Source organism: Acidiluteibacter sp. (assembly GCF_055129545.1).
Window position 1 is genome coordinate 13520 of the sequence record NZ_JBSRUB010000016.1, and the last position, 12889, is coordinate 26408.

Annotated in this window: 10 protein-coding genes; 7 read left to right on the forward strand and 3 right to left on the reverse strand. The window is 32.5% G+C overall.

Annotated features, from left to right (window positions below; translation table 11 throughout):
- Positions 1-45 precede the first annotated feature (45 nt).
- The 7 genes from ACTB0X_RS09785 to ACTB0X_RS09815 all read left to right on the forward strand — a co-directional run bounded on the left by ACTB0X_RS09785 (position 46) and on the right by ACTB0X_RS09815 (position 4854).
- On the forward strand, positions 46-1809 hold the full coding sequence (locus ACTB0X_RS09785; RefSeq protein WP_463024832.1) for a hypothetical protein: 1764 nt from the start codon (positions 46-48) through the stop codon (positions 1807-1809).
- On the forward strand, positions 1809-2489 hold the full coding sequence (locus tag ACTB0X_RS09790; RefSeq protein ID WP_463024833.1) for a hypothetical protein: 681 nt from the start codon (positions 1809-1811) through the stop codon (positions 2487-2489). Before ACTB0X_RS09785 ends, ACTB0X_RS09790 begins: the two co-directional genes overlap by 1 nt.
- A 109-nt stretch (positions 2490-2598) precedes the next feature.
- The gene (locus ACTB0X_RS09795) at positions 2599-3078 is read left to right on the forward strand and encodes a hypothetical protein (RefSeq protein WP_463024834.1); all 480 of its coding nucleotides are present in this window, start codon (positions 2599-2601) and stop codon (positions 3076-3078) included.
- Between the two features lie 52 nt (positions 3079-3130).
- The gene (locus tag ACTB0X_RS09800) at positions 3131-3616 is read left to right on the forward strand and encodes a hypothetical protein (RefSeq protein WP_463024835.1); all 486 of its coding nucleotides are present in this window, start codon (positions 3131-3133) and stop codon (positions 3614-3616) included.
- Between the two features lie 16 nt (positions 3617-3632).
- Positions 3633-4007: a hypothetical protein gene (locus ACTB0X_RS09805; protein WP_463024836.1), complete on the forward strand. Its 375-nt coding sequence runs from the start codon at positions 3633-3635 to the stop codon at positions 4005-4007.
- 121 nt (positions 4008-4128) lie between these two features.
- Entirely contained in the window at positions 4129-4629 is a 501-nt protein-coding gene (locus tag ACTB0X_RS09810) for a D-Ala-D-Ala carboxypeptidase family metallohydrolase (protein WP_463024837.1), read from the forward strand.
- A 75-nt stretch (positions 4630-4704) separates the two neighbouring features.
- Entirely contained in the window at positions 4705-4854 is a 150-nt protein-coding gene (locus ACTB0X_RS09815) for a hypothetical protein (protein ID WP_463024838.1), read from the forward strand.
- A 369-nt stretch (positions 4855-5223) separates the two neighbouring features.
- Here the strand turns inward: ACTB0X_RS09815 and ACTB0X_RS09820 are convergent, their stop codons facing one another.
- Genes ACTB0X_RS09820 through mads7 form a run of 3 tightly spaced genes read right to left on the reverse strand, consistent with a single transcriptional unit; the run spans position 5224 to position 12887 of the window.
- Positions 5224-5928 carry a PP2C family protein-serine/threonine phosphatase gene (locus ACTB0X_RS09820; protein WP_463024839.1) on the reverse strand — a complete coding sequence of 235 codons (705 nt, stop codon included), beginning with the start codon at positions 5926-5928 and terminating at the stop codon, positions 5224-5226.
- Positions 5928-11330, reverse strand: a complete 5403-nt coding sequence (mads8, locus tag ACTB0X_RS09825; RefSeq protein ID WP_463024840.1) for a methylation-associated defense system ATP-binding protein MAD8 — start codon at positions 11328-11330, stop codon at positions 5928-5930. The genes ACTB0X_RS09820 and mads8 overlap by 1 nt, the downstream gene beginning before the upstream one ends.
- A 6-nt stretch (positions 11331-11336) precedes the next feature.
- A complete protein-coding gene (mads7, locus tag ACTB0X_RS09830) occupies positions 11337-12887 on the reverse strand; it encodes a methylation-associated defense system protein MAD7 (RefSeq protein ID WP_463024841.1) in 1551 nt (516 codons plus the stop codon).
- Positions 12888-12889: the final 2 nt, after the last annotated feature.

Consider the following 12889-nt stretch of genomic DNA (forward strand, 5'->3'; position numbering starts at 1 on the left):
GTTGAACCGCTATGTCGAAAAACATGGTATAAAAAGTAGAAGATTATGGCAGACAATGTATCCAAACAAGTTTTTGAAGCAAATGCCGCATTAAATGCGCAAGAATTTGCAAACCGACAAATTTTAGTCAAAGGAGATGGAATTCCTACAGACAATGCTCCACAAGGAGCTAAGTATATGGATAAATCTGTTTTTCCTCCCGTAACTTATGTTCAGATAGATCTAGGAGTGGGCAGTAATTGGATGGCTGAGGGTCTAGGAGGTAAAAGTATCAATGGTGCAGTATTCATCACCGATATACAGCCGCAAGATCCACTTAATAATGTAGGTCAGAAAGTATATAGTTCAGATGGCAATGTGCTCGACTCCGCTCTTACTAATACAGATTTAGTCACTGTCAATATATTGGCTGCGTTAGGTCATACCAACTATAAGCCAGCTATAAAAGTGTTGGGACAGAATGTAGTTTTAGTGCAAAATGAAGATCAATCCATTTGGCAAGGTTCAATTGACATTGAATTAGATGGGGCTGAACGTGTAATTGCAGTCCATGAGGATGGAGCAACACATGAAGTTGAAATAGTTGCAGATCAAGGAGCTGAAATTACCCTAGCCAACTTTTCAGGAAACTATCCCAATGGGCAGACAGAATTGAAAGAAAATGATTCATTTTTATTGGAGGTGACCACTGATTCTGATATGACTAGAATTGAAGTTTTACCATATGGAGCAGCTAAAGCTCAAGTTTTTGATTTCCCTAAAACAAGTTCTACCATCATTGAGATTACAATTGCAGATCAAGGGAGTACACCAAAGCCTTTTGGAGTTAAGTTGAGAGCAATGAATGCAAACGGATCTTTTGGCAACGAATACTCTACTGAAGATTATGGAAATGTCGATGGAATTGAATTACTAAATCTCAATAACGAATATCCTGCAGGAATTATTGATGCAATAGAATACCCGATAGATCAAGTGGCATTAAAAGCCAATGAACAAGCATTGGTTGATCTTGAGGCGAGTGGTTATGATGTAATTTTTTATGACTCTCCTAACGGAGAATTACAAATCACAAATCCAAATAATTTTCAACCCTTTAAACAGGTCAATAGAATTGGAGGAGATTATAATGTCAATAATAAAAATATACGGATCACTTTAACGAAAGATTCAAATGGGGCAGTTACTGTTATTGATGGGGTGGTTCAAATTGCAGATGCAGATCCAATAATTTCAATGAATGAGTCTATTACACGATTAAGAAGTGGTGGAAACAATGGAACACAAGCCCAGAACTATGAAATTTCCTTGCAATCAAATCAAGAACTCATAGAAACTCCAATAATTACTGCCCCTCATGGTACGCTTCAAAATTCTATGCAAGATAGTGGTAACAAAACTTTGTGGACTCAAGATTTAAGAGTTCATGATAACGACCAAAAAGGAGTATTTGCCTTTGGCTTAACATCTGCTAAAAATTTGGCAGGTAAAGTAGTGAATTTATTAACTGGCAATGCATCATATGAACTTGGTGGATTTGTCAGTAGAACAATTCAAGTTCCCGCATTTCAAAATGAATTTGATTTGGAAGTGAATGTTGCCGAGACAAGTAAAGTAGTGGCAAGAGATAAAGATGCTATTGCATTGATTTACAAGAATAATTTAATTGACGAGTTAAAGAGTTATAGTATAACTGGACCAACTCAAACATTGAATGTGAAAGGAAATTTATTCTATTGGGCAGATCAACAAGCGGTAAATAATAACACCACTGGTTTAGCTAGTATTACAATTGAAGAGGTGGTGTAATGGCTGAATTTTGGACAGTTAATCAGGCACAAGCAAATGCTGAACTCTTAGCTAAAGAGTTCAGCAATCGCCAAATCTTAATTTTTGGTTTAGGAGAACCATTATTCAATGTTCCGATAGGTGTAGAATATGAAGATCGTAATTTCAAGCCTGCTATTCGATATCGTAAGATTGGAACAGCAGTAAACGAATGGCAACGTTTATATCAAGTTGAACCTGCGACTAATGAAGAGGTTTTAATAGGCGTGAATAACCAAAAAATGGTCACACCTGCTCATTTAACTGAAAAGTTGAATCAGTTTAGTTCAGAAATTTTGGGAATCCCAAAACATGAAATAGAAAGTGATTCTAACTCATTTACATTAGACTTAAAACCAATCGACCAAACAACAACCTTTAAAGTAGTTCTGCCTTTGGTTATCAATGTTGCTATCGCTTCTGTAAAAGTGAAAGTCCATTTAGAAGGAGCAACAATTTCTACTATTGAAGGAGGAGAAGTTGGACAAATTATTAATCTAAAAAGGTATACCAGTCAATCCTTAAGTCTAACTCGTTCAGATTTTTTAAAGCTCTCTTCTTTAATCACTTTAGAAGATAGTCAATTACTAGATAATATCACCTTGCAAAAGATTGAACCAACCATTTGGGTAGAGCTTGCAAGGAAAAAGTTTACCGAATAGCTATTCTTGGTAGACGGTTGCGTCCGTTTAAAACAGTTAAAGGAAGAAGGCGCAAGGACTTCCATAGTTTTAATTTTTTGTCAAAAAATGACAGAATAAAATCAGTTCAATGATAAATTTTGTAACTCAGTTACCGGCAGTTCTGGAACCAAATAGTCTCTATTTTTTAGAGGGTGAATCGGGAAATGCCCTTCATTACGTTTCGGATTCTGAAGGGAATGCAATTCCAGTGACTACAGTTCAAATCATTCAAAGCTACATGAGTGAGCTAAAAGGAACAGCTAATGGTTATGCAGAGCTTGATGGCAATCAAAAATTGCCTTTGGCCCAAATGCCAACAGGTTCTAGTCCTACTGAAATTAGCAATTCCATTAATTCAGTTCAAACCAATTTACAGTCGAGTATTAATCAAAAAGCAGATCTAGACTTGGTTTACAATAAGACTCAAATTGATTCACTAGAAAGTGGACTGCAAAGTCAAGTAAATTCAAAACAAGCAGCTTTAAGTAATGCAGGTGATGTAGCAAAGTTAGGTGATTCAACATTCGATGGAAAACCTTTGGTGCTTTTAACTGCTGCACAGTGGTAAAATGAGAATTAGTCGAAAGGGATTCCCTTTCGGCTTTTTTAACATTGATTAAATGGAAATTAAAAAGCTAAATAGTTCAACTGTAGGAACTCATTATCCATCACAGGCAATGATATTGACTGAGAAAGGGGAAATGTATGTAACCAAAGATGAGGAGACTTTAGATGGGTTTGAATTGGTCAAATTTCAAACGTATGACTTAGAACAATTGACAAGTATTGTCAATAATGTGTTGAAGGGCATTCCTATTAAAAGTGCAGCAATTGTAAACATTGATAATTTCTCAATTGCAGTTTCTCCGGTTTGCAATTTATACAAGGTCTCAAGCGCAAATGATTTCGAGGAATTGAGAACTATTGTCGGTGGTCATGAAGCTCAAGTAATTAGTGTAATGAGTGTAAATACAGCATTAACTATTAGTGGATTAGGGAACTTAAAATTAGAGGATGATTTTACAATTAACAATCCATTTAGCATAATCATGCTGCAGAAAAACGGAGAACAATGGATTGAATTAACTAGGCGAATTAATCAATAATAGGAGGGGAGAAAACATGGGAGATTGGGATTTTTATTGGAAAATAGCAACATTGGTTTTGGGTGCCACAGGCATTTGGAAAGTCATTGAATTATTAATTCGAGCAAGGTTTGATAAGCGATTGCGTATTGCAGAAACAAAAAACCTACACGTTCAGGCCGAGGCTCAAATAGTCGGTAATTGGATTCAATGGTCACAGCATCTAGAACAACGAGTTAAAGAATTAGAGGCGGTGGCAAGAGAAAATAGAAAACTAATAAAAAGGGTTGAATCACAAAGTGACATGATTGAAAGTCAAAAGAATCGAATTTTTGAATTAGAACAAAAAGTAAAGACGTTACAAAAAGAGAATTTAGCCTTGAGGAAGGAGATTTTAGAATTAAAAAAATGATGTCATTGAAAGAGCAAAGTCCGGTAGTTCAATTCCTTTTGACTGCTTCCTTAATCCTTACTGTAATCAATTTAACCTTTCTGGTGTCTGATCGATTTAGAGCAGTTGATCTGTGCGATAAATGCAAGGAGAAAAAGAAATGAAGCAACAACACATCTATTACATTTCTGGTATTCTAGCAGGAGCTATTGTAGTGTATTTAACTACTCGGTACTTTAATAACCGTTTTGACTTATCACTATTTGATAGTCCTGATAAAGTGGGAAGTGGTAAACAAATGAACCTGCAATTTTTAAAGATGCTTAAAAAAGCTGAACGTTATGCAGGTTTTAAATTTGAATATAATTCGGCTTTCAGAACTAAAAGTCATAATAAAATAGTTGGTGGGGTAGCTGACTCTTCTCATACCAAAGGTTTAGGTGTGGATATTAAGGTTAATTCTATAAAACAGAGAGACATTGTAGTTGAAGCAGCAAGAAAAGCAGGATTTAAAAGAATAGGAATTGCTAATACATTTGTTCATCTTGATAATGATTTGACTAAGCCACTCTATGTGGCTTGGGGTTATCCGCAAGGGAAGGATGCTCCTTATGATCCATTTGAGGGGAGGAGGGTAGCTTAAATAAAATTTCAATCTATTGTATTACAGTTCATAAAAACATATATTTGGTTGTAATTAAAATTTAAAAAATATACAATGGCAAAAAATGAAAAAACATCAAAATCAGTAGCAAGTAAAGCTTCTAAAATTCTAAAAGATCCAAAATCAACTAAAGCTATGAAATCAGTTGCAGCATCAGCTTTGACTCAATCTCCTGACAAGAAAAAAACGTCTAAGAAGAAATAAAAGTTTTAAAATAGATACGAACTTCTAGAATATATTTCGTGTTAACCTATATTTTAAAGGGATTAATTAAGCATAAAACTTAACAAAGTTATAGATGTATTTATCAAACCTATAACTCTGGAACTACAGAAAGTTCGGAAATAATATCTCCTTTCATCTGGAAGAACCTAGTTTAGACTTGAATTATACAAAGGGACTAAATGTTAATTTAAACAGGAATCTTGATAAGAAATTTCGAAACATTTGGAACTATTGATTGAAGTACTCAACTAATCGTTGTTGATTCAAAAAATAGTCTCGAAAAAGAATAGACGAATAAAAATATTATCTAATCGTTTGAAGATTTATAATAATACAATGTTTTTAGAACTAAAACTCTTTAACATAAATTAGACTCGCATTGTCGATAGCTTCATTCTTGAGTCTATAATTCAATCTATCAATAAATGAGATAGAAATTTTATCATCATTCAACATATATAAAAATGTTTGGCTATCAATAATACTATGAACTCCGTCAGAACATATTATTAGTTCATCATTTGCTTTGATAGTTAACTCTTGATAAGAAATAATTGACTTCTTAACATCTCCCTGTATAGAACGAGTCACTATATGAGAATATTTTGAAGATTTATAAGTTCCATTTAAGGAATCATTATCTGAAAGCTCATTGATTAAATTGTGAGACTTGCTTTCAAATAACAACTTGTTATCTGAATAGTGTAGAATTTTAATATCTCCTACCCAAAAGCACTTAGCGATACCTTTCGATAAAATAATAGCTCCAAGAGTTGTGCCCATCTTAGAATGGTTTTGCTCTTGATATTGTCGAATGGCGAGATTAGCCTTATTTATAGCTTTTTGTATAGTGTCCTCATTTATATCATCAGTATTTGATAAAAAAGTTAATGTGCTTTCAGTCGCTATTTGTGCAGCTAATTCACCGTTGTCGTAGCCGCCCATACCATCTGCAACAAGATATATATAGGTATCAGAATCTAAATTCTTTATCAAGATAACATCTTGATTGACCTTTCTTTTTCCTTTATATGTTAATGTAGTTGTCTTCATTAATTCCCTGTAGCTTGTAAAGTGCCACCTCCATGTTTTGTTACTCTTGGCCTAGTTGAAATTTTTACCGGCTTTGCAGAGATACTATTTTCTGTTGCTTTAGTAGCCCATAAAAACCCTTCTCCTGGTTTTAATGCACTCATATCTGCAGGTGTTAATGTTGAAAGTTGAGTAATTGATTTTTGTATATGTCTAAGCCATTGAGGACTATTGAATTTATGAAGTAATACGATTGAGCTTAATTCAATTATTTCATTTGGAAGACTAGGTGGATCTTGACTTGCTATCATTATACTTACACCTTTATGCCTCATCTCTCGTATGGCGGTAACTATATTCCCAGTCAAGTCTTTGTTATCCATATATTTATGAGCTTCGTCAAAAACTATAAATTTATTAAAGTGGAGACCAGCAACATTTTTGACCACCGAGAAAATATTGAGCATAATTACAAAGAGACCTAAAGCTTCATCCTTCACAATGAATTCATCTCTAAGATCAACAATTATTAATCTACCTGGTTTCAAAACATCCCTCATCATAAAACCATCATCTATATATTCTCGAGCAAAACTTAGTTTTTGTTTAGCGAGAGCTTTTTGGGAATTACTTAAAAGTTCAGACTCTTCTACACTTACTGCAAGTGCTTCTATTGTAATATTTGACCGATGTTCTTTCATAATAGCTTTGAGTTGCCTTATGTAAGTTGAGTCGTTTCCAATAGCACCTAATATAAACATCCAATCTTGCACATTAAGCTCTTTGGAATTAAAAGCTATAGGTAATACCTTTATTGAAGGATACTCAACTTTTCTTTCTGAAATTTTGTCTTTCGGTGTGAGAATAATAACATCTTGAATACTGCTGGGATCAGCTCCATATCTAGCTTTCAATTTAGCCAACTCGTTTTCTTCATCATTTGGCAGAATCATAGAAGTAAACTCAGGTTCATAATCCATACTTTCACTATAATGAAAAATCACTCCTGCTAGTGGAGCTGGCAATTGGTTGATGTTGCTAAATTGTTTTAATACCATTTCTGAAATTGTCCCAATAGTGTAACTTTTTCCACCACCTTGAACGCCAAATAGACTTATTGTATTTGTTTCACTTAGGTCTATAGCTATTTTCTTTTGAAGAAAACTCTCACCTAGAATACCATATTGATCACTAGGAGAGGTTTTTCCAATAAGTATATCAAATTTAGGCACAATATGATCTTTTGATGATTCATTAGAAATTATTACTTCTACATCTACGGCTAAATTCAATTCACTAATAGATTCAGGATATTGATTTCCTTCTCTAGCAGGAGCTTCGTCCATATTTTTATCCAGTGGAAATTCTGTTTCATTTATATCTAAATCCTCATTGTTCGTTTCAATTTCGTTTTCAAGCTTTGATTTGAATTTCTGCATAAATGGTTTTAGCTCACTCTTATTTCCAAAAGCTTTTTTCAAATCCGTGTCAAAATCGCTTTCTTCAAGTCTTTTTGTGTTTAAATCAGAATCAGGGTCTAGAATTTCATCAATTAACTTTCCACCAAATGTAAAAAAGATGGACTCATTGTCTAGAACTGTTTTTTTATGTCTTTCCTTTGCAGCAAAGTCAAATATTAAACCCAATCTTTTGAATTTCAACGTAAACCCTAAATCAAGTTTTTGCATAAAAGCAAGATATTGATTATAGGCACTATTTGATAAGTATTGATATCTATTTGCTCGCTCTAAATAGAAAGTAAGCAACGATTTTAATTCTTTGTTCTTAATCTCACGATCTAAGCGATCAAATGAGTTATTATATTCTGGATCAAAATGATTTCTAAAAGCTTCTATTGTATTTTCAATTTGATCCAACATTTTCAATCGAAGCGCATCTTTTTCTGTTTCTCCTAATGATTTCCTACATTTAATTTCAATTACAGAAATGTGAATTTCCTTTGAGGAGGGGTTTATAGAAACCAGAAGATTATCAGCTCTTGATTTACTTCCTGAAGGAAGATTTTCAAATAAATTCTGATGAAGATCAATTGGAATTAAAAAAGCATCTTCCAACATTTCTTTTTTCTCTAAAACACGCTTTGTAAATGCAGACCCAATGACCTCGAAAGCTTTATTTTTTGTTGAGTTTAACTGTAACACTAAAGAACTACTTACAGCTCTAAGATCTTCTAATAATATTTTAATTTTATGTTCATCTTGTTCATTATGAATGTCAAGATTAAATTCTTCAAAATGTGGACCCAACAAACCAAGCACTTCAGATGTAGGTCGTGTAGTTAAAAAAGAAGAAATTCCTAATATTTCTTCACCTGGAACATAGTCTAACAAAAATGGAATTTTTCCATCTTTTGAAGGTTGGTCAAAAATTTGAGGCCCAAGGTTTTTGTCAAATGTTATTACCCAATCTGAGTAATCGTGTAAATGTGTCAAAAGAACTTTATCTCGATCATTTAATCTCAGTTGTGTAGAGGGAATTGACGTAGTATATTCTGACACCATAGCATTACTTACGAAGCTCTGAATATTTTCGAATAGTTTAATACCACTAGATCCGGTGGTACTATCATATTTCAAGAGTAATTGATTAGCTTGAATAAATCTGTTCCATTTAATTTGAGATCCATTTTCATCAACTACAACAGATGAATCTGTGATCAAACCATTAAGGTAAAAGTTACGATCTTCAATCGAAGGTGTTATTAACTCTATTGAAATTGGAAAAGGACTTATTAGGAAGCTTAAGTGAGATGTAAAACTTGATGGATCACTCAGATAATCAGAAATATTATTTATCGAAAAGCGTAATTTAGGAAACAATCTATTTCTTGAAGGTTGTGAGAAAGCCTCTGCTTCTTCCGTAATATTTGATTCTGGATTGATAAGTATTTTTAATGACTCTCCATGTTCTATAATTTTATCATTGCCTTTAAAAATTCTAACTTCATACGTTATATTCTCAAAAACCTTTTCCTTTTCTAATTCAACAAAAGCATTTGAAAATACTTCAGCATCACCGGCATTAAATAAATTAACGACTAATTTATCAATATAAGGGTGTTGAGCTAAATAGTTTTTTATGTGTCTAATAACGAGTTTTAAGCTTAAATCCGTTTCTACATAATTATCTTTGGTAATATTAAATAGCAATCTTAAATAATGCTGTAACTGCCTAGAGATAGACGTCATTCCATTTTTTGATTCCTGAGAAATCGTACTCAAATACAATCCCCAACCATAAGATAGTTCACCACTATAGTTGTAGGCTTTTTGTGAACTGGGCTCAATTAGCACTAATTGATTGTTCTCTGGTGATAGATTACCAATGAACAAGTCTTCTAAATGTTGAGACCAAGCTTCTTTATGTCCTGAGAACTCTCTTGTCTTTCTTTCCCAGTCTTCAAATACTTCTATTAATTGAATAGTCCATGCAAGTCTAAGTGGATGTAAGGGAGAGACTAATAATGCCTCAACTTTACTACCATCAGGTAATTTGCTCTTCACACGAGAAACATCAATCATTTGAAGCTCTATTAAAAACTCCTTAAGTTTGGTTTTCTCCTCTAATTCAATGTTATCAGATTCTAATTGGTTTTTTAATTTACTAGTCCATTTCGAATAACTCTCAACATATTTTTTTATCTCTTCCTTATGGATAAACAAATTAGATGTTTCAAATATTCCATCCTCATTATTATTTGAATTAACAATAGCGTCAAAAACTTCCTTTCTAAGTTTTAATAATGACTTAGGTACAATTTCATTTAATTCACTTTTTACAAATTCTATGTTTTCAAATCCTATAGCTAACTTATTGCTTTTAAGCTGACATTTTACATATCCCAAGCTTCCAGCATTTAAGAGAAACTTATTTTCTATTTGCCTAAGTTTCGTTGAAATGTTGACTTGGTAATTATGCTTGTCAGAATAATTAATATGAAATGTAGAAGAGTGTTTTTCCTTCCCATCGTTAATCCAAACATTTGAAGTCTCTGATGGTTCAGGTATATGGCATTCTTCATCGTTCTTAAGTGCCTCAATACGGTACTTTAAGAAAGCTTGCAGAACATTATTAAGCTTATTTTTTTTCTGGTTTTCATCACGGTCTATAACATCTTCTATCACGTAATCAAAATCATCTGAATCACAGGTTAATTTATAAGGGAAAGTATTTTTATGAGCATCTGAATCGTCTTTTTTTGCTTCTTCCCATGCTCTTTGAATTTTAGAATCTTTAAAGTCATCATCAGCATTAAGCATGTTTGTATGTTCATCCTCTGCTATAACTTTTAGAAAATAAGATCCTACTTCTATTACATTTGGGTTCAGCTCTAAAGTAACGTCCCGGTATGACCTGTTTGAATTTGAATTTTTTACCTTTCTTAAGACTGTAATCTCATCTCCATTACTTCCATTTACAGCCATCAAAATAATTCTAAAAAATTTCAAATCCTTAATGTCCTTTGGATTAGGATTTGTACTAAATCGAATTCTTAATTTAGCTGTTGCTCCCTCTTTAGCATAAAGAACATTAGTACCCTCTTCAACCTTTAAATCTGTTGATTTTATATCACTTATTATCAACTTAATATGAGTAAAATCTAAATCTGGTATTGGCCAATTACTAAAATTTAAATTGCTGTATTTTGCATTAATTGACTCGCAAATATCTTGAGCATTTTTAGCATCTTTTTCTTTTTTTAAAAAATCAACAATGTCTTTTTGAATAGAATCATTCTCTAATCTCAAATCAGAAATACGATCGTAAAGAGGTTTATTAAATGCAGATAACAATGCAACACTTTCTCTATTAAAATTAAGTCTAGACCTTATCTTTTCTTTGTGGTTTAATAATATGTAATCAGGAATTAGAGATAAATGAAACAAATTATTACCAATAGATTCTGCGCTATAGTTACCTTCTGCAACGGCAATCAAATAATCTATAATCTCTGATTTTGATGGAGATAAATAGTCAATAATATCTGTTGAAATAACTTCATATAAATCGTTAGGTATTTCACTTTTAAGCTTCTTTGCAAGTTCATTTTCAATTCCTTCAAAAGAAATCTCTTTAAACGTAGCATTGCCATATGAATCTTCAGCAGCAGTTCTACTATTGGATGGTACTAAAATTAATAAAGGTTTATCCTGTTTGTTTCTTAATTCAATAAGCTTTGTAGCAGAAATATATCTAGCGTCGGGTTTATCATCTTCAGATACTATATACAAATCTATATGCTTGTGTTCATTTAGAATTAAATCCCATAGATGCTCTAATTCTAAAGTGCCAAGTCCTGTAATTTTCATGCAATGCCCAGCAGAAGCATTTCTAAAATCAGACCTATGTAAATCAAGAATAAGTTCAATTATCTTTTGGTAATATATATTTATTGTGTCCATTCTTATCTAATCTTTTAATTCGTAACGCGGACGTATTCTTTGCAAAATATATGCATCACTTAAATCATTATAAAAGCCAATTTGACGTAACTTCATTTTAAATGCTTCTACATTTTCTTTAAAAGCCAAGTGTGTGTTTAAATCTGCATCTTTAAATCGTTCTTCAGATAATCCATTTATTATTAAACCATATCTTTCTCTCATGTTGCCAATAAGCTCTTCTATTGATAAAGTTTTTGTTTTAAAATGATCATCTTCTACATCAAGAACAAGTATTTGCACTAATGTTTCTAATAACCTAGTTCCTAAAACATAGCGTCTTGGATTTTTTTTACTTCTTCCTTGAGACATAAAACCTCGCTCAGAATTTTTTTGAGATAAATTGTCAATTAGTTGAACGTGGTATCGATACTGATAAGTTCCACGGGCTTTAATAATTAACTCAATGTACTTATCAAAATAGGTGTCTTCGTATTTTACCATATCTTTTATAAGTTCTCGGTCATCCTCCTCAAGAGAGTTATATAGATTATCCCATTGGGTTTCAAAATATATTTCAAAACCATTTGGCTTTTTTGCCAACGCAGAAAGTGCTTTATCCAAATTAGATGAGTCAGTTTTTTCTAATTTCAATCGCCGTAAAGCAGCATTAACTTGAAAGGTCGCTTTTATATAATCGTATACACTATTGGTTAGATTTTCTGCATCTGCACTCGCAAGTTTTGAAATTTTACTTTCATTATTATCTGTTGCATCAATTACAATATTCCAATTATCAGTATGTTCAATAGAGCCTTTCTCTACCATTTCTGGTAAAAGATATACTAACTTTTGAATATATATGGAAAGATGAAAGGAAGTAATAGTTTTTAAATAATCAACTACCACATTTCTTGGGATTCTTCTTTTATAAACTAGTAAGCGTCTTACGTCATCGCAGTATAATTTTGCTTGTTTATCTAATAGTGGTCTGATTTGATTCAAAGAACTGTTTGTGTCTAAAAAACCGGGATTAAATTTTTTTATAATATGCAGTAATCCTAAACTATCTACATTCAAACCCTCTTTAATATTGATTTTTTGAGTAACACTATCCCAACCTTCCATTAAAAAACTCTTGAGATCCTCCTTTACTATAGGATTTGCTCCTAACATCAAATAAACTTGATCTGCAGTATTATAATCTCTGGTATGAGCTGCGTTTCTTACACGATAGCTTTCTAGGTGAATTGGTCTTAATGAAGATATCTTTTCTTTATCAAGGTTTCCTCTATAAACCATGTTAACTAAATTACTTCGCATCCATAATTCTACAGCATCTTTATTGTTAGTGAATCCTTTAACTAAACCATTCTCTTCTAGTTTACCGAAGACACCTTGTAAATAATCTAAATCAATGAAAGTGCTACCTGCTCTCTGTCGAGGTCTAATTCCGTTATGCTTTAAAAGCATAAATAGATTTACAAAAACATTGTCAATATTTACAGCTTTAGCATCTCCTGCATAGATTAGCTCATTTCTTAAGACACTCTCTTCTTTGTTTAACTTTATTGCCATAT

Bases quoted from the DNA above. Each gene is read 5' to 3' on its own strand.
- ACTB0X_RS09815 (WP_463024838.1), top strand. From the start codon at position 4,705: ATGGCAAAAAATGAAAAAACATCAAAATCAGTAGCAAGTAAAGCTTCT.
- mads7 (WP_463024841.1), bottom strand. From the start codon at position 12,887: ATGGCAATAAAGTTAAACAAAGAAGAGAGTGTCTTAAGAAATGAGCTA.
- ACTB0X_RS09820 (WP_463024839.1), bottom strand. From the start codon at position 5,928: ATGAAGACAACTACATTAACATATAAAGGAAAAAGAAAGGTCAATCAA.
- ACTB0X_RS09800 (WP_463024835.1), top strand. From the start codon at position 3,131: ATGGAAATTAAAAAGCTAAATAGTTCAACTGTAGGAACTCATTATCCA.
- ACTB0X_RS09795 (WP_463024834.1), top strand. From the start codon at position 2,599: ATGATAAATTTTGTAACTCAGTTACCGGCAGTTCTGGAACCAAATAGT.
- ACTB0X_RS09790 (WP_463024833.1), top strand. From the start codon at position 1,809: ATGGCTGAATTTTGGACAGTTAATCAGGCACAAGCAAATGCTGAACTC.
- mads8 (WP_463024840.1), bottom strand. From the start codon at position 11,330: ATGGACACAATAAATATATATTACCAAAAGATAATTGAACTTATTCTT.
- ACTB0X_RS09785 (WP_463024832.1), top strand. From the start codon at position 46: ATGGCAGACAATGTATCCAAACAAGTTTTTGAAGCAAATGCCGCATTA.
- ACTB0X_RS09810 (WP_463024837.1), top strand. From the start codon at position 4,129: ATGCAAGGAGAAAAAGAAATGAAGCAACAACACATCTATTACATTTCT.
- ACTB0X_RS09805 (WP_463024836.1), top strand. From the start codon at position 3,633: ATGGGAGATTGGGATTTTTATTGGAAAATAGCAACATTGGTTTTGGGT.